Raw genomic sequence first — 17576 nt, 5'->3', positions numbered from 1 at the left:
TCCATACCGGAACCACCATGCCCGTCCTTGAGATCACGCTCGAGGCGGGCGGAGCGATCCCTAGCCGAGGGAGGCGACGTCGCCTGACCTACTCCGGGTATGTACCTGGACACCTCTGCTGTTCGAGCGGACACGGTCGCATCACAAGTGGCCCGTCTTCGTGCTATTGATCATGCTCGTCGCCGCAGTGTCCTGCGGTGAGCGCCACGCGTACGCGCTTTCAGCGTCGCTTCCGGCGAGCAACGCCATCATCCACCCGAAGGATGGGCATATCTCGGTCCTCCGAAGTCTCAACGCTCACCTGAGGGGCCGCCGTTGACCGCCATGCGTACGTTCCTGTTGTTCAGCGCTTCCGTAGCTACCAATCGAAAGAGGAAAGACCATGCCCCACTTCGCCGTCCTGATCTACACCGAGGACTCCATCCACGCCGTGGATGCGACCGAGGAGGACCTCGCGGTTCCGGACGCCCACGGACGAGCACTCACCGAGTCTGGTGCGCTGCGGGCCGCCTACGCGTTCACCCCACGTGATCTTGCGCGATCGATTCGCGCGTCTGGAGTGACCATCGGTCCCTTCGTCGACTCTCAAGAAGTGGTCGCGGGTGTCTACGTCATCGAAGCCTCAACATTAGAGGAGGCGCTCGCCATCGCCGCTACGAACCCGGAGGTTCAGCGAGGAGGAGGGGTCGAGGTCCGGCTGATTCACAGTGGCGGCACAGTCGAGACGTGACGGTTTGCGGGTCACCCCGCTGCAACGCGGGTTCCGTCTTGGAAAACAACAGGTTTGCGAGACGCATTGCATCTCGTCAATCCGGGCCAACTCGCGCGCCATAGTCCGCAGGTCTCGCAGCCAGCGCCCTGTCTCGAAAACGCGTCTCACGTTGCAGCGTGTCTCACCGTGCCTCGTGTGGGTTTCTGAGACATGCTGGTGCCATGGGGCAGATCGGGTACACCAGGGTGAGCACCGCCGGCCAGGACGCGCAGTTGCAGCTCGACGCGCTCGTTGACGCCGGCGTCCAGACGCGCGACGTGTTCGCGGACGTGACTTCCGGCAGCAAGACCGCAATCGAGCGCCCCGGCATGGCGAAGCTGCTCGAATACGCCGAGGCTGGCGACACGGTGATCGTGTGGCGCATCGATCGACTCGGCCGATCTCTCATCGATGTTCTCAACACCGTCGAGCTTCTTCGCGGCCGCGGGATCCACGTGCGATCGCTCTCCGATGGGATCGACCCTGCGACGTCGACGGGCCGGCTCATGCTCCACATGCTCGCCACCCTGGCCGAGTACGAGCGCGAACTCATCGTCGAACGCGTCAACGCCGGCATCGCCTCGGCACGCGAGTCAGGTACGCGGTTCGGCCGCCCACCCGTGAACCCCGACATCATCGCCGAGAAGCTCGCCATCGTTGCCGAAGCCCGAGATCGCGGCCGCACCGCCGCGGAAGCAGCTGCACTCGTCGGCTGGAGCAGAGCAACGCTCTACCGGCGCCAGGCCGGCAATACGACACGAACATCCTGACCCTCCAGTGCAGATCGCACGCGGCAGCCGAACGTGATCGTTTCTGAATGACCTTGCTCAGGGAATGACGACGAGCTTGCCGACAGTGTGACCGCCCTCGACGGAACGGTGAGCTTCGCCCGCGTCCTCGAGCGAGAAACGTTTCTCGATGTGAAGGGTGAAGCCCGGCAAAGCGAGGGCTTCGGCGAAGCCGTCACGGGGGCTCGTCGTCCTGGTCGCGCCTGTAGAGATCCGCGCGCCCTGCTGCGGGGCGGTGAAGTCGGAGATGGAGATAACCTGTGAGGCATCTCCCGTCAGGGTGATGAGGTCACTGATGACGCCGGCGCCGGAGAGGTCGAGGGCACCAGCGATTCCCCCCCGGGCCGCCGCGCGCACGTTGGCGACGAGCTCCTGACCGTAGGCCACGGGCACGGCGCCGAGCTGCTCCAAATAGGGGTGATTCTTCGGACTGGCACTGCCGATCACGCGAAGACCCCGGGCACGTGCAAGTTGGATGAGGGCCGAGCCCACGCCTCCGGAGGCGCCGCTGAGCAGGATGGTCCCGCGGGTCACGCCGAGGTCGCTGAGGAGGCGGTGACTGGTCTCGACTGCAACGCCCCAGGCACCGGCTTCGACGGGGTCGATGCCGGCAGGCAGGATGGCCCACTGGTCGAGGATGGCGCGCTCGGCGAGGGTGCCGCGTCCGGTTCCGAAGACGACGTCGCCGATCGCGACGTCGTCCACGCCGTCGCCCACCTCGACGACGGTGCCGGCGGCGTCGACGCCGGTGCCTGCCGGGGCTGCGAGCTCGGCGGTGGCCGCCATGGAGCCGGATCGGATCTTGGTGTCGATCTGATTGATGCCTGCGCTGGCGACCTCGATGACGATCTCGCCGCGGCCGGCGCGCGGCTCGGAGATCGTCACGACCTCGAGCACGTCGGGGGTGCCGTAGGTACTGAACTGGACTGCTCTCATGACTGGTCTTCTCTCTTGTGAGGCGGGCCGGGTGATTACGGCGCGGGGGTGTAGTTGACGGAGTCGAGCCAAGCGGCGAAGGTCTGCGCCTCGGGTGCGAGCCGACGCACGGCGCCGAGGTCTGCTTGGTAGGCGGGTGTCTCGGCGAACCAGCGGAACATGGCCTGCATGTCGTCCTGGCCATCCATGGTGCTGATCGGCAGGGACTCGTAGCGGGCCGGTAGGCCGGTCCGGGTGGCGAACGCGGAAGCGATCTCGCTTCCGGTGAGCTCATCGCCTGCGATCTCGATCTGGGCCGGCACAGCCGAGGGGTCAAGGATCGCGAGGGCGGCGATGGTGCCGATGTCGCGAACGGCGATCATCTGCAGCGAGATCCCGTCGGGGAGCGGCAGGCGGAGCACGAGTTCGCCGTCTTCGGCGGTGGGGGCGAACCAGTGGAAGTTGTCCATGAAGAACACGGGCCGGATCACGGTCACGTTCACGCCGAGAGAGGCGAGGTGCTGCTCGACGAGACGCTTGGAGTCGAAGTGGGGCACGTGGCTGTCGCGCTCTGCGCCGCCAACCGAGTTGAAGACGATGTGGGGCACGCGAGCGGCAGCCGCGGCGTCGGCGAGGGCGATGCCCTGGGCGGTCTCCCCGGCCGTGTCGGCGTCCTGCATACCGCCGGGAGGAGTGGTCATGAACCAGAACGCCGCGACGCCCTCGAGAGCCGTGGCGAGGGTGTCGGCGTTGTGGACGTCGACCTGGGCGAGTTCGACACCCTTTGATGCGAGGGCCTTGGCCTTTTCGGATGTGGTGTCGCGCACGAGGGCTCGGACCTGGGCACCGCGGGCGAGCAGCGCGTCCGTCACGGCTCTTCCCTGGCTTCCGGTGGCGGCGAAAACGGCGATGGTGCTGGTGCTGGTGGTGGGGGTGGTCTGCGTGCTCATGGTTGACTCCTCTAGTCGGTCAAGCAATAGAGCATTAGCCGGCTAAGTATTATTCCCGGGAGGTACAAGTGACATCAAATGCTCCGAACGCAGCCGGAGACAGTCAGGTCGTCGGCCCAGTCAGTTCACTCTTGCCAGGTGTCGCCAAAGCTCATCGCAAGCTCGCTGGCAGACTCCTCGACGAACTCGGGCTCTCTGCCGGGCAGGAGCTGTTGCTGATGCTGCTGTGGGACGAGTCTCCGCGAACACAGGCCGACCTGACACGCCTCCTCATGGTTGAGCCGCCGACCACCGCGAAGATGCTCGCCCGCCTTGAGAAGAGCGGGTTCGTCGCACGCGAGCGATCCACGACCGACGGCCGTGTCGTACTTGTGAGGCCAACCCCTGCTGGCCGCGATCTCGAGGGGCCCGTGACCACAACATGGGCGCAGCTCGAGGAGCTGACAACTGCAGGCCTGTCCGACACTGAACGAAAGCAGCTCAGCGAACTCCTGTCCCGCGTGGGAGAGACGCTGGCAGACCGACTGAACTGACGACGAAGCAAGACCACGCTCAGTGCGTCCCCGAACCCGCGCAGCCCGGCCGGAACGTTAGCCCGTACTCGCTTCCGCAGATATATCGGAGAAGGGGCGGCCCGCCCATGCCTCGGTCGGCGAGCGGCGCACTGCTCTGGCGAACAACCCGGGTGCCCCTCATCGGAAAGACGCGGCGTACCGTCGAAGACATGCCAGAAATCGACAACACGTTCGGAGCCTTCCTGACCTCGCGTCGGGCACGCCTGAGCAGAGGAAGTTGGGAGCGCTCCGATCTCGACGGTGACTTTGGGTAGACTCAATGCGTCGCTTCGGGTATTCCCATCCGAACGCGGGCCTTTAGCTCAGCTGGTAGAGCGCCACGTTTACACCGTGGATGTCGTCGGTTCGATCCCGGCAGGGCCCACCAGGTGAAGATCGCCGAGATCATGCGGATCTCGAGGGTTTTTGGTCGCGTCGCGCCACGCTCGGATATGGACGCGGAGTGTTGGATACGTCCCCGTGGCGTCCCCGTGCAGAGCCACCCTGAGCTTGCGCTGGCCTGCGCAGAGAGCGTTGCGTTGCCTGCGTTGCAAGAGAACCCGTTGACTCTCGATCGGATGTCTCAGTGGGGCAACCCGTTCCAGGGGTGCCTCTGGTTGTGAACGGCCTGAACGGCGGAAGGGTAGTCGCCCAGGAGCGCGCCGATCCGCGCCACTGCGCGCAAAGTGGCGTTGCTGCTGCGGGACGGTGCTGACGACACGACGCACCTCAGCGCCCGACGTTCACGGTGCTCCAAAAACGATCGTTTTCGGTCAGGCACAGTCCGCGGAAACCGCACGCTAGCCTCATCACATGACGACACGGGACGATCAGGGGCGCTCCGTCGACCAAGCCCAGGAGGCTCTTCACGAAGCCATGCGCGGTGGCGACGTGAGCCATCTTCGCGAGTTGCTATACGAGGGCCTGGCCTTCGAGCTGCCGGGCGAGTCAGTGATTGGCCGTGCAGCCGATCTCGATGCTCATGCCTCGGGTGCGACGCGATTCGACAAGCTGTCGGAGCTTCATCGGTCAACTCTGGAACATGATGGTCATGGCCGGACATCGTCGCTCGTGGACATCGTCGTATTCGATGGAGGCCACCGCATCGAGGCTCGCATGATGTATCGCCGCTATTGGTCGATCATCGAGGGTCGTTGGCAAGTAGTGGCGGGCAGCGCCGAACCGTCCGCATAGAACTCCTCCTACTCCGGCCCGACCAGCAAGCAGCGGAATGCTCAGCATCGCGAGTGTCGCGTGGGACGCGAAGGACGACATCGCCGACGCGCTCCAGCACACCCCGCATCAGTCGAACCACAGGATCCTCGTCAACGAACACGACTGCGTACTACTCCCTCAGGACGACGACCGCGCCCGGCGCGAGCGGCACCCGTCCCTCGTGGGCGGTACCCGTCAACAGGTCGACACCGGACGCCTCGGCCCAGCCCTCCTCGTCCCGATGGTTGACGAGGAAGAGGTAGGACCGGTCGGCGCTCGACCGGCGGACCGCCTCGACACCCGTCGACACTCTCGCGACCGGTTCGATCGGGGTCTCCTCCAAGAGCTGGTCGATCAGTGCACCCAGGCTCGACGCATCCAGGTCGGCGGAGAGGTACCACGCCGTCCCACGACCCACGCGTCGACGAGTGATGGCGGGGAGTCCTGCGACCGCGCCATCCGAGTAGCTGGCGATGACGTCCACTCCCTCCGCTGCGGACGGTGCTTGCAGGACCTCGGTCCAGCGGGCGGCGGTCCAGCCGTTGTCGAGGCCGACGGTCTGCCCCTCCGCGAGTGGAGCGAACTCCTCCACCACGACGCCCAGTAAGGACCGGAACGCACCCGTGAACCCACCTGGGCGCACGGTGTTCACCTCATCCACGACCCCGGAGAACCAGGTGACGAGCACGGTCCCTCCGGCCTCGACGAAGGCTTCGACGGCACGCGCGTTGTCGTCCGAGACGAGGAACAGCCCCGGGACGACCACGATCCGGTAAAACGAGAGATCCGTCCACGGAGCGACCACGTCCGTCGTGGTGGCCCGTTCGAAGAAGGCGTTGTGCACGGCACGAGCCGTCTCGGAAGCACCCATCCGGTTGATGGGCTTGAGTCCGCTCCGCACCGCCCAGCCGGCCTCGTTGTCGTGCAGGATCGCGACGTCGGCCCGGGTGACGACGGTTCCGCGCACCTCCGCGAGCGCCGCGACGTCCTGACCGAGCGAGACCACCCGTCTGAACGCCCGACTGTCACGGCCGGCATGGGGCAGCATGGCGGAGTGGAACTGTTCCGTCCCGGACTTGGAGGCACGCCACTGGAAAAACATGACGCTGTCCGAGCCGCGCGCGACGTGCGCCAGGGCGTGGCGCGCGAGTTCTCCGGGTTCCTTGGGTTGGTTGATCGAGTGCCAACTCGACCCGCCGGTCGCGTGCTCCATGAGCATCCACGGGCCACCGCCGGACATGCCCCGCATCCGGTCGCCGCTGAAGGCGAGGTCCTGGTGCCGGAGCGGGTCCGGACCGTAGGTGTAGTGGTCGTTCGCGACGACGTCCATCTCGACCGCCCAGCGAGTGTAGTCGACGACATCCGGACCGAGCCCGACCATGAAGTTCGTAGTGATGGGCAGGTCTGTGTGCTCCAGCAGGACGGCCCGTTCCGCGCGATACTGCTCGAGGAGTTCATCCGAGGAGAACCGTTCGTAGTCGAGCAGCTGGCCCGGGTTGTGCGCCGTCGCCCCGCTCGGTGTCGTGACCTCTTCGAACGACGAGTAGCTGTTCCCCCAGAAGGCCATTCCCCAGGCAGCGTTGAGCGCTTCGACGGTGGTGTACTTCGCCTCCACCCACTCGCGGAAGCGGTCGTTCGACACGGGGCAGTGACAGCGCGCGTTCCCGCCGCCGAGCTCGTTGCTGACGTGCCACATCCGGACCGCCGGGTGACCGGCGACGTGCGCGGCGAGTCGCTCGACGATGCGCAGGGCGAACCGCCGGAACACCGGTGACGATGGGCAGAAACCGATGCGGCCTCCCGGCGCGAGCGGGTGCCCGTGTTCGTCCTGCGGCAGGATCTCCGGGTGGAGACGGTGCAACCACATCGGCACCGCAGCGGTCGGCGTCGCGAGGTCCACCGCGATCCCGTTCTCGTGCAGGACATCGAGCATCCGGTCGAGCCATGTGAAGTCGAACACCCCCTCCCGCGGTTCATGCACGACCCAGGAGAACACTCCGAGCGTCACGAGGTTGACGCCGGCCTCCCGCATCAACACCATGTCCTCCAGGACGGTCTCCCACGGCCACTGCTCGGGGCTGTAGTCGCCACCGAACGAGAGCGTCTCGGTGGGCCAGGCCGCGGTCATCGGTCGGCTGGGCTCGGTGGTCTCGGTGCTCCTGGTCATGCCGGTGAATCCTTCGTCGTGGTCGGTGATTCGGGTTCGGGGGTGAGGGTGAGGACTCGGGCGGTGGGCGCCGATGTCGAGACGGAGACCGTCAGCTCGCCGGACGGTGCGTCCCAGTGCCAGGTCCAGCCGTCGGTCTCATTGGGGAAGAACGGGGCCGCGACGACCTCGCGTCCGCGGTAGTGCGGCACGGGGATCACCACAGTCTCCGAGGCGCCGGGACGACGCCAGAGGCTGAGGCGCGCACGGTCGGCGCTCCGGAGTCCCAGCGCCACCCACGGGTCGTCCCACGCGGGAAGCCCGAGTGGCCAGAACGGCAGCGACTGCTCGATGTCGGTGAGGACGAGCTGCTGCGCCGCGACCGCTTCGCGCACCAACGCGACCTCCGCCGGCTCCATCAGGTTGAGGTATCCGGAGAGGTACATACGGCCGAGGACCCCGTTGACGAGGGCGAACACCATCGCCTCCCTGCCGGATCCGGTGAGTGGGTAGGCCCAGTTCCCCGCTTGCTCGGGGAGCATCGACGCGGGCGCGGCGGCTGCGATCGTCGCGTACATGACGGGGTCCTGCTGATCGGAGGTCGATTGGAGGTGCAGCCGGGAGAGCATCGCCGAGTCCATCCGCATCGCGCCGGAGGCACAGCTCTCGATGAGCAGTGACGGGTGACGCTCCTGCACGTCGTCGAGCAGATCGAGCAGCGCCCGGTTGTGCTCCAGGAGCCCTGCGCCGGGAGCCAGTCCTCCCGCGTCGGTGCCCGGACCGGTCATGGTATTGGAATCCATCTTGATGAAGCCGATGCCGTGGTCGGCGACGAGGCGGTCGATGACACCGTCCACGTGCGCACGGGCGGCCGGGTCACGCAGGTCGAGCAGGTGTCGGCCGTGCTCGGCGATGCGGATGCCCTCGCGGGAGAAGAAGGCCGACTCCGGGAGTGCGCGTCCCGAGGACGCGAGCGCGAGGGGCGAACGGACGCCGATCACCTCGGGCTCCAACCAGAGTCCTGCGATCATCCCGCGTGAGCGGATGTGGTCGATGACCTCGTCGATGCCGCCGGGGAACCGGCTCGCGGCCGGCAGCCACTCCCCGACCGTGTCCCACCAGTGGCCCTCGGCATACCAGCCGGCGTCGATGCAGAAGAGGTCTGCTCCCGCATCGGCCGCCGCATCGATGAGCGGCAGCAGTTTCTCCGTGGTCGGATCCCCCATGAGCGTGTTCATGTAGTCGTTGAACACGATCGGGAGGGTGTGGTCCGCCTGACGCAGGTGGCGCGTCGCTCGGCGCTGCTCGGTCAGTGCGCCGAGCACCTCGTCGACGCCTCCGTCGGCGAAAGCGACCGATGCCGGCACGGTGGTGAACTGCTCGCCTGGCGCGAGTCGGACACTCCACTGGTTGTCCTGATCCGTCGGGCCGGTCAGCAGCAGATAGGCACCGTGACGCGTCTCGCCGAGCTCGTATCCCCACGGCCCGTTGTGCTCGACCTGCCATGCCAGCGCGTATTCGCCGGCGGTCGCGAGGAGCACCGCGGTCGGCGCCTGCTCGCCACTCGACCACGACCCGCGGTTCGCGACGTGGATGCGACTGCGCGGCGGCTGGTGCTGCACATCGCGGTCGATGCGGGCGAGTCCGATGTCCCTGAGAGGCTTCGTCGTCCAGCGGCTCTCAGCGACCCAGTCGTTCGCCGCGGAGGCAAGGACGAAACCGTCGACCTCGGGGGCGGCGGTGAGGAAGGCCCCGGTGACGAACGTGGAGACGAAATCGAGGACGACCGGATCTCCGGCGGTTACCTCCGTCCACGTGCGGAAGGCGCTGACTTCCGGCCGCAACTCGAAGACACTCGTGACGCTGAGACCGGTGTCCACGTCCCTCTGCTCGATCCGCAGTGTGTGGTCGTCCTCGAGCCGGTGGGACCGATATCGCAGCCGTGCTCCGATGACCGTGTCGACGTGTCGGAAGCTGCCGGGGAACCGCCCGTGGCCGAACGCGGACACCTCCACGAGCGGCTGCCGCAGCGCCTGCCCGAGGATCGGGACAGCGCGGTCGACGCCGCCGCGCGACCCGATGCCGACGAGAGCGACCGGTTCGTCAGGACCCGACGCGAACGCCAGTTCCAGCGCCTCGTTCCCCCACCGGAGCAGGTGCTCCTCACCCGCGTCGTGCCGCTCAGACACGCGCCGGCGTCCGGTCCGCGGATTCCCAGGAAGCGGTGTGGTGGTTGTAGCAGACGGAGTTGTCGAGCAACGCCCGGTCCGGTGCCGCCTCGCTCGACACGACCTTGCCGACCTTCTCCGGGTCGGGCGCCGCGAGCGCGAGCAGCTTCGTGTAGTCGTGCTGGGGGTTGAGGATGACGTCGTCCGCCGGTCCCCGCTCGACGACCCGTCCGTGGTACAGCACCAGGATCTCGTCCGAAAAGTGCCGTGCGGTCGCGAGGTCGTGCGTGATGTAGAGGACCGCGAGGTCGTCCTCGCGCTGGAGTCGACCCATCAGGTTCAGCACCCCGAGGCGGATCGACACGTCGAGCATCGACACCGGCTCGTCGGCGATGAGCACCTGTGCGCCCGGAGCGAGCGCGCGGGCGATGGCCACGCGCTGCCGCTGTCCACCCGAGAGCTCGTGCGGGCGGCGTGCCGCCATGTCCTCGGCCGGAGTCAGGTTCACGCGTTCCAGCATCGTCAGCACCTGCTCGTGCACGGCTCCCGCCCCGGAGGCCCGGCGATGGATCCGGATGGGCCGTGCGATGTGGTGCTCGATCGTGTGAAAGGGGTTGAGCGAGGCGAACGGGTCCTGGAACACCATCTGCACGTGGCGTCGGTAGAGCGAACGGGGCACCGTCGCACCATCGTCGAGGGTCACTTCGATCTGGCCGGACGACGGGCGCTCCAGGCGCGCGAGCATCCGAGCAATGGTCGACTTCCCCGACCCCGACTCCCCCACCAGCGCTACGGTGCGTCCTGGGACGAGGTCGAAGGACACCCGGTCGACCGCTCGGAACGCCGTCCTCTTCAGCCCCTGCTTGATGGTGAAGTCCTTCGTGAGGTCTGTGACGCGGATCGTCGTCATGACGCATCCTCCTGTTCTTCGTCGACACCGGTCCGGATGAAGGCACCGCGGGAGCCGCTGAGGCTCGGGAACGATTGCAGCAGCCGCTGGGTGTATGGATGCTCGGGCTCGCGGTAGATCTGATCCGCGGTGCCCAGCTCGACGATCTCGCCCTCGAGCATGATCGCGATGCGGTCGCTGATCTCGAGGAGCAGCGGGAGATCGTGCGTGATGAAGATGACCGCGAAGTCGAGTTCGTCCCGCAATCGCACGATCTCCCGCAGGATGTCGCGCTGGACGACCACGTCGAGTGCGGTCGTCGGCTCGTCCATGATCATGACCTGCGGTTCGAGGAGCATCGCCATGGCGATCATCACGCGTTGGCGCATGCCGCCCGACAGCTCGTGCGGGTACGAGCTCAGTCGGGACCGGTCGACCCCGACCCGCTCGAGGACGTCGCCCGCCCGTTGGACACACTCCTTCCTCGACAGCTGAGGCCGGTGCGTGATCAGCACGTCGCACAATTGCGCCCGCACGTTCGTGACCGGATTGAGTGCGTTCATCGCCCCTTGGAAGACCATCGACAGTTTCGTCCAACGGAACGTCCGCAGCTCCTCGTCCTTGAGCGCGAGGAGGTCGACGTCGCTGCCGTCGCGGTCGTGGAAGGTGATGCTGCCGGAGGAGATCCGAGCCGGCGGCTTGTGCAGTCGGTTGATCGCGTACGCGAGCGTGGTCTTCCCGCAGCCGGACTCCCCGGCGAGGCCGAGGATCTCCCCTGGTGCGAGGGACAGCGTCGCGTGCTTGACCGCGGTGACCGGGTGTTCGACCTCGTAGACGACCGAGAGGTCGTCGATCGTGACGACAGCCGGTCTGGTCGACCGCTGGGACGGAGGTTCGAGGAGCGTCATGCCCGTGCCTTCCTGTCGGATTCCGAGCTTGCGCTGTCGCGCTTCGCCGTCGCACGCTCCAGCCGCGCGGCCGTTTTGGCCCGCTTCCGGTGCAAGCGGACGTTCTTCAGCTTGGGGTTGATGATCTCGTCGATGGAGAAGTTGATGAGCGACAGGCCCATGCCGAACAGGGCGATGATGAGACCGGGCGGACCGAACCACCACCAGGCACCGAGCGGCAGGGCGAACCCGTTCTGCGCGTAGAACAACATGGTGCCGAGTGTCGAGGAGTTCGACGCACCGAGCCCGAGGAACGACAGGCCCGCTTCACCGAGGATCGCCGCGATGACGGCGAACACGAACTGGGACGCGAGCACGGGCAGCAGGTTCGGCAGGATCTCGACCGCGATGACCCGACCGGCCCGCTCACCGGCGACGCGGGAGGCCGCGACGTAGTCGCGACTGCGGATCGAGAGGGTCTGCGCTCGGAGCACCCGGCTGGACGCGGCCCATCCGGTGATCGCGAGCACGACCGCGATCGTCCAGAGACCCCGCTGCTCCGGTGGGACGAACCCCGAGATCACGATCACGAGCGGCAGCCCGGGGATCACGAGGAACACGTTCGAGAACAGCGAGAACGCCTCATCGGTGAAGCCGCCGATGTACGCGCCGAGGATGCCGAAGAACGCGGAGAGGATCGTCGCGAGCACTCCGACGATGAGCCCGATCTGCAGCGAGCCGGCTGTCGCGTACGCCAGCTGGGCGAAGACGTCCTGCCCGGTCTGCGTCGTGCCCAGGAGGTGCTCGGCACTCGGCGGCTGCAGACCGTCGTCGCGGATGGTCGTCGGGTCCCCGACGAGCAAGGGCCCGACGAGTCCGAAGAGCGCGATGCCGCCGACGAGGATAAGACCGACGGCGAGCCACGGCGTCATGGTCGGCAGCATCATCCGCCAGGCCGATCGCGGTTTCTTCCCTCGCTCGGCGGCGGCGGTCGCGAGGGCCCGTGTCGCGTCGGGCACGTTGGGTTCGGTGCGAGGAGCGAGGTTCGTCATCGGCTGAGTCCTTCCAGAACGATCGGCTGCGCCAGGAGTGGGACACACATCGTGCGCCCGGGCATCAGACGCTCACCCGGGTGCGCGGGTCGATGAGCCCGTAGAAGAGGTCGACGATGAGGTTGGCCCCGAGGACGGCGAGCGTGATGTACAGGAAGATGCCTTGCATCAGCGCGTAGTCGTTGTTGGTGACCGCCGAGAGGAGCTTCGACCCGATGCCCGGATACGAGAACACCTGCTCGGTCACGATCGACCCGGACACGACGAACCCGAGTGAGATCGCGAAACCGGCGACCGACGGCAGGACCGCGTTCCGCGCCGCGTAGTTGCGGAGGATGCGCCCCTGGCTGAGCCCCTTCGCCTGGGCCGTGAGGATGTAATCCTCGGACAGCGTCGAGACCATCATGTTGCGCATGCCGAGCAGCCAACCGCCGAGCGACGCGATGACGATCGTCAGTGCCGGAAGGAACCCGTACTGCACGGCCGAGGCGATGAACTCCCAGGAGAAGCCCGGATCGAGGACGACGTCGTAGCCGCCCTGGGAGGGGAAGAGCTTGAGCGTCGTCGCGAACACGTAGACGAGGATCAGGGCCAGCCAGAAGTACGGCACCGCCGCCAGCAGCGTGGTCGCCGGCACGAGGGAGTCGAGCCAGGTGCCAGGCTTCCACCCCACGATCGCGCCGAGGGAGACGCCGATGATCGTCGCGAGGACGGTCGAGATGCCGACCAGCACGATCGTCCACGGGAGTGAGGTGCTGATCACCTCGGTGACCGGCGTCGGGAAGTAGCTGACCGACACCCCAAGGTCACCGCGGAAGACGTTGACGAGGTAGTTCCAGTACTGGAGGGGCAGCGGTTCGGAGGAGTCGCCGCCGAGCAGGAGCTCGTAGGCCTTGCGCGTGTCCGGGGTGACGATGCCACCCCGTTGCTGCAGCTTGGCCAGCAGGATGTCGACCGGGTTGCCGGGCAACAGTCTCGGGATCAGGAAGTTGAGAGTCAGTGCAGCCCAGAGGGCGACGAGGTAGAACCCCAGCTTGCGGACGAAGTAGTTCACGACATCCCTCCCCCGTGCCGCGTTTCGTGCTCCTGCTCCTGCTCAGCGGCGATCATCATCACTTCCCCGTCGGCTTCAGTGCCTTGAAGATCTCCGCGTTGTCCGGAGATGCCCAGATCGCGGGGAAGGCGTACAGGTTGTCGAGCGTCGGCCAGCCGGTGAACTTCTCACTGTGGAACTCGCTGGTCGTCCCGCCGGTCATGATCGGGATGTACGGCATGTCCGCGACGATCTTCGCCTGGATGATGTCGAACTGCGCTTGACGAGCCGCGGTGTCGCTCGGGTTGGTCGCCTTCAGGACGGCCAGCGCGGCGTCGACCTCTGGGTCGCTGAAGCGGGCGATGTTCTGCGGCGCGATCTCACCGACGGGTGCCGTGAACGCAGAGTTGAAGTACTTGTCGTACAGGTAGTACGGGTCGGAAGCGGCACCCTGACCGAGGGAGTCGATCGCGAGCTGGTAGTTGCCCTTGCCCTTCTTGTCCGTCCACTCGTTCCACGAGGACTGCGCCACCTTGAGCTCGATGCCGGCCGCCTTCAGCTGCTGCGACATGGTGTCGATGGCGGTGATGTAGTCGGTCCAACCGGTGACGACCTCGACGGTGAGCGACAGCTTCGTGCCGTCCTTCTCGTAGATGCCGTCGGAGCCCTTCGACCAGCCCGCGCCCTCCAGCAGACCGGCGGCCTTCGCCGTGTCAGGGGTGTTCGGCGCGACGGGCTCGGCGATCGCCGGAGAGATCAGGTCCTGCTGGGTGGTGGTCAGCGCGAAGGTCGGCGAGATGTCGCTCGCGGTGTTCTGGAAGGCGAGCGAGTTCATCTGGTCGCGGTTCAGCGCCGAGTAGATCGCCTGCCGGACAGCCGGGTCGGTCTGCGGACCGGCGCAGCCGAGCGCGGTGCTCGAGCAGGTGAGCAGCGCCATCTGGTTCTGCGGGATCGTGATCGCCTCGTACCCGGGGTAGGTCGTGGACACGTTCTCGATGTCCGGCACCGGGCCGGTCTGCCAGTCGATCGACCCGGCCGCGAGCGCGTCGGCGCCCGCGGTGTTGCCAGAGAGCGAGAGGTAGCGGACCGCCTTCACGGCCGGCTCACCGTCCCAGTACTTCGGGTTCGCGACCAGCGTGAAGGCTTGGGCTTTGAAGTTGCCGAGGGTGTACGGACCGGTACCGACCGGCTTCTCCATGACGTCGGTCGTCGGGTCGGTGTCCTTCCAGATGTGCTCCGGAACGATCGGTGTGCGTCCGAGGAGCGTCGGGCCGCTCACGAATGCCGGGTGGTCCCAGGTGAACACGACGTGCGTGTCGTCGGTCGCCTCGACGGTCCCGTCGAAGCCACCGGTGTTGATCGACGGGGTCTTCAGCAGGAGGTCGAAGGTGAAGGCGACGTCCTTCGCGGTGAACGGCTTGCCGTCGGACCAGGTCGCGCCGTCGCGGACGGTGACCGACAACTGCGTGCCGTCGTCGTTCCACGTGTACTCGGTACCGAGGAGCGGCTTGTACGGGTCGGTGTTGACGTTGGTCACGAAGAAGAGCGACTCGTAGATGGTGCCGATACCGCCGATCTGCGAGGGCGAGTACGGGTTGAAGTTGATCTGGTAGTCGCCCGACTGGCCGGTGTAGGCGACGAGCGTGTCGGACGCTGAGGCCGAGCCGCTCGATCCGCTCGACGGAGAGCAGCCGGAGAGGAGGAGTGCTGCCGCGGCGGCCGCGACGGCACCCACGACCCAGGTGCGGCGACGGGGCCGGGAGCCCGTGGTACTGAGGAACATCGTTGATCCTTTCCCAGGGCGTTGACCGCGGGATGCAGTCGACGCCGACTTCGTGATCGGGGTGGATATTTCCACCCGACGCGTCCATTGTTACTTAGGTAAATTATGTGCGTCAAGCACTTCGGGCCAACTCGTCCCGATCCGACGCCGTACCGAAAGGGCCTCATGACAGACCTCCTGGACACGCAGCTTCACGGCGACGACGCCGAAACTCGACCCGGCTCCGCGCACCCCGTCGTCCTCCGGCGCGACGGCGTCTCCCTCGTCGTCGACACCGGCGGTCACGGTGCAGGCGCGCACAGCCGCGCGACCTTGCCGACCGTCCTGCACTGGGGAGCGGACCTCGGCGACCTCTCACCTGCGGCGATACTCGACCTCGCCGCAGCACTCAGCCGACGATCCGGCGAGGAAACGGTGGACGCCTCTTGGCAGGCGTCCATCCTGCCGGGTGAAGGCGATGCCTGGGCCGGTCGGCCAGGTGTTCAACTGAGACGCGACGGCGTGCCGCTGTACCCCCGCTGGTCGAACGTCGAGCCCATCGCGGCCGCCGACGGGACCACGCTCACGACGATCGCACACGACCCGACGAACGCTCTGCGGCTGACCTCCACCATCGCCATCCAGGCGGGAGGCGTGGTCACGCTCACCCACTCCCTCGAACGGACACACGCGGACGCCCGAGCGTCGAGCACCCTGACCGTGGACTGGTTGGAGGCCACCCTGCCGGTCCCCAAGTCCGTCGACCACCTGACCACCTTCGCCGGGCGTTGGACGCGGGAGAAGGTGCCCAGCACGAGTCGAATGCCGCGCGGCTCCACCGTGCGGCAGACCCGACGCGGTCGCGGTGGCCACGACGCACCGAACCTCTCCATCGCCTCGGTCGACGCTCCCCGGGACCGGCTCGGCGAACTGTGGGCGGTCCACCTCGGTTGGAGCGCCGACTGCACCTACCGCAACGACCGTCTCGCCGAAGCAGTCGACCTCATCGGTGCGGGCGAACTGCTCCGTGCCGGAGAGATCGAACTCGCTCCGGGCACAAGCTACACGACGCCGACCACCTACTTCGGCTGGTCCGATGCCGGCCTGGACGGACTCTCGCAGCGTTTCCACCGATTCGAGCGGGCACGTCCCAGTCATCCGCGCGCTCCCCGACCACTCGTCCTCAACACCTGGGAGGCGGTCTACTTCCACCACGACCCGGCCTTCCTCCACGAGCTCGCGGCGATCGCTGCGGACGTCGGCGTGGAACGCTTCGTCCTCGACGACGGCTGGTTCCTCGGCCGCCGGGACGACACCCGCGGTCTCGGCGACTGGTTCGTCGACCGCGACGTCTGGCCGGACGGTCTCGGCCCCCTCGCAGCTCGGGTGCACGAGCTTGGGATGGAGTTCGGCCTGTGGTTCGAACCCGAGATGATTAACCTCGACTCCGACCTGGCGCGGGCACATCCGGAATGGTTGCTCCACGCACCGGATCACTTCCCGACACCCGAGGGGATCTCGTGGCGCAGCCAGTTCGTCCTCGACATCGCCCGCGAGGACGCCTACGCGTACATCCTTGACCGCCTGCACCGTCTGGTCGGCGAGCTGGGCATCGACTTCATCAAGTGGGACCACAACCGCGATCTCGTCGAGGCGACGCACGACGGGCGACCGGGTACGCATCGACAGACGCGCGCCCTGTACCGCCTGATGGCCGAGCTCAAAGCGCTGCACCCCGGTCTCGAGATCGAGTCCTGCTCCTCCGGCGGCGCGCGCAGCGACCTCGGCATCCTGAGCGTCGCAGACCGCGTCTGGGCGAGTGATTCGAACGATCCGGTCGAACGACAGGACATCCAGCGCTGGACGCAGCTGCTCCTGGCGCCGGAACTCGTCGGAGGTCACGTCGGTCCGACCACGGCGCACTCGTCGGGAAGGACCACGGCGCTGTCGTTCCGCCTCGCGACCAGCCTGATGGGATCGGCGGGGTTCGAATGGAACATCGCAGAGTGCACCCCCGAGGAACGCGTCGTGATCACCCGCTGGGCCGCGCTCTACAAGGAGCTGCGACACGTGATCCACACCGGCACCGCCGTCCACGCGGATGTCCGCGATCCCGCGCTCCGCGTCGTCGGAGCGGTGTCCGAGGATCGCTCGGAAGCCGTCTACACCATCGCCAGCATCGCCACGCTGGAGGACTCCCTGCCCGAACGCATCAGACTCCATGGACTCGACACGACGGCCGACTACCGGATCCGCGTCCGCGACGAGATCGGACGGACGAGTCATGGATTCGCCACCCCGGAGTGGATCACCGCAGGAGACGTGACACTACCCGGCTCGGTCCTGGACTCGATCGGCCTGCAGATCCCGCCACTGTGGCCGGCACAGGCGCTCGTCCTCCACGCCACGCGGGCCTGAAGCCGACGTCGGGACCCGTCCGGCAGGACGGGTCCCGACGTGGCGTCG

General features: G+C 67.0%; 14 protein-coding genes and 1 tRNA gene. 6 read left to right on the top strand and 9 right to left on the bottom strand.

Annotated features, from left to right (window positions below):
• The first annotated feature begins 382 nt into the window (after positions 1-382).
• On the top strand, positions 383-730 hold the full coding sequence (locus tag QRN26_RS00155; RefSeq protein WP_285034822.1) for a YciI family protein: 348 nt from the start codon (positions 383-385) through the stop codon (positions 728-730).
• 203 nt (positions 731-933) lie between these two features.
• Positions 934-1521, top strand: a complete 588-nt coding sequence (locus tag QRN26_RS00150; RefSeq protein ID WP_285034935.1) for a recombinase family protein — start codon at positions 934-936, stop codon at positions 1519-1521.
• Between the two features lie 57 nt (positions 1522-1578).
• On the opposite strand, the gene QRN26_RS00145 is transcribed toward QRN26_RS00150, so the two are convergent.
• Both QRN26_RS00145 and QRN26_RS00140 read right to left on the bottom strand, forming a co-directional pair.
• Positions 1579-2475 carry an NADP-dependent oxidoreductase gene (locus QRN26_RS00145; RefSeq protein WP_285034821.1) on the bottom strand — a complete coding sequence of 299 codons (897 nt, stop codon included), beginning with the start codon at positions 2473-2475 and terminating at the stop codon, positions 1579-1581.
• Between the two features lie 35 nt (positions 2476-2510).
• On the bottom strand, positions 2511-3404 hold the full coding sequence (locus tag QRN26_RS00140; RefSeq protein ID WP_285034820.1) for an NmrA/HSCARG family protein: 894 nt from the start codon (positions 3402-3404) through the stop codon (positions 2511-2513).
• A 131-nt stretch (positions 3405-3535) separates the two neighbouring features.
• Here QRN26_RS00140 and QRN26_RS00135 point away from each other — a divergent pair, with 131 nt between their 5' ends.
• The 3 genes from QRN26_RS00135 to QRN26_RS00125 all read left to right on the top strand — a co-directional run bounded on the left by QRN26_RS00135 (position 3536) and on the right by QRN26_RS00125 (position 5152).
• Entirely contained in the window at positions 3536-3937 is a 402-nt protein-coding gene (locus QRN26_RS00135; RefSeq protein ID WP_285034819.1) for a MarR family winged helix-turn-helix transcriptional regulator, read from the top strand.
• Positions 3938-4270: 333 nt separating this feature from the next.
• A tRNA-Val gene (locus QRN26_RS00130) sits at positions 4271-4346 on the top strand.
• A 425-nt stretch (positions 4347-4771) separates the two neighbouring features.
• Entirely contained in the window at positions 4772-5152 is a 381-nt protein-coding gene (locus QRN26_RS00125; RefSeq protein WP_056006324.1) for a nuclear transport factor 2 family protein, read from the top strand.
• A gap of 151 nt (positions 5153-5303) precedes the next feature.
• Here QRN26_RS00125 and QRN26_RS00120 read toward each other — a convergent pair whose 3' ends face one another.
• From QRN26_RS00120 to QRN26_RS00090, 7 genes are all read right to left on the bottom strand, one after another.
• The gene (locus tag QRN26_RS00120) at positions 5304-7340 is read right to left on the bottom strand and encodes a beta-galactosidase (protein ID WP_285034816.1); all 2037 of its coding nucleotides are present in this window, start codon (positions 7338-7340) and stop codon (positions 5304-5306) included.
• On the bottom strand, positions 7337-9508 hold the full coding sequence (locus QRN26_RS00115) for a glycoside hydrolase family 36 protein (RefSeq protein ID WP_285034815.1): 2172 nt from the start codon (positions 9506-9508) through the stop codon (positions 7337-7339). Before QRN26_RS00115 ends, QRN26_RS00120 begins: the two co-directional genes overlap by 4 nt.
• Positions 9501-10397: an ABC transporter ATP-binding protein gene (locus tag QRN26_RS00110; protein ID WP_056006330.1), complete on the bottom strand. Its 897-nt coding sequence runs from the start codon at positions 10395-10397 to the stop codon at positions 9501-9503. Before QRN26_RS00110 ends, QRN26_RS00115 begins: the two co-directional genes overlap by 8 nt.
• Positions 10394-11284, bottom strand: coding sequence for an ABC transporter ATP-binding protein (locus QRN26_RS00105; protein ID WP_285034814.1), 891 nt, complete (start codon positions 11282-11284; stop codon positions 10394-10396). Before QRN26_RS00105 ends, QRN26_RS00110 begins: the two co-directional genes overlap by 4 nt.
• The gene (locus QRN26_RS00100) at positions 11281-12315 is read right to left on the bottom strand and encodes an ABC transporter permease (protein ID WP_056006335.1); all 1035 of its coding nucleotides are present in this window, start codon (positions 12313-12315) and stop codon (positions 11281-11283) included. The genes QRN26_RS00105 and QRN26_RS00100 overlap by 4 nt, the downstream gene beginning before the upstream one ends.
• Positions 12316-12379: 64 nt before the next feature.
• Positions 12380-13369 carry an ABC transporter permease gene (locus tag QRN26_RS00095; protein WP_285034812.1) on the bottom strand — a complete coding sequence of 330 codons (990 nt, stop codon included), beginning with the start codon at positions 13367-13369 and terminating at the stop codon, positions 12380-12382.
• Positions 13370-13427: 58 nt separating this feature from the next.
• Positions 13428-15131, bottom strand: a complete 1704-nt coding sequence (locus QRN26_RS00090; RefSeq protein WP_056006341.1) for an ABC transporter substrate-binding protein — start codon at positions 15129-15131, stop codon at positions 13428-13430.
• 165 nt (positions 15132-15296) lie between these two features.
• Between QRN26_RS00090 and QRN26_RS00085 the strand changes: the two genes are divergently transcribed.
• Entirely contained in the window at positions 15297-17528 is a 2232-nt protein-coding gene (locus QRN26_RS00085; RefSeq protein ID WP_285034811.1) for an alpha-galactosidase, read from the top strand.
• Positions 17529-17576: the final 48 nt, after the last annotated feature.

This window comes from Plantibacter sp. ME-Dv--P-095 (assembly GCF_030209365.1).
In the GTDB taxonomy this organism is placed as follows: Bacteria; Actinomycetota; Actinomycetes; order Actinomycetales; family Microbacteriaceae; genus Plantibacter.
The sequence above is the reverse complement of the archived record's forward strand: the minus strand, read 5'-3'. Positions and strand labels throughout refer to the sequence as shown.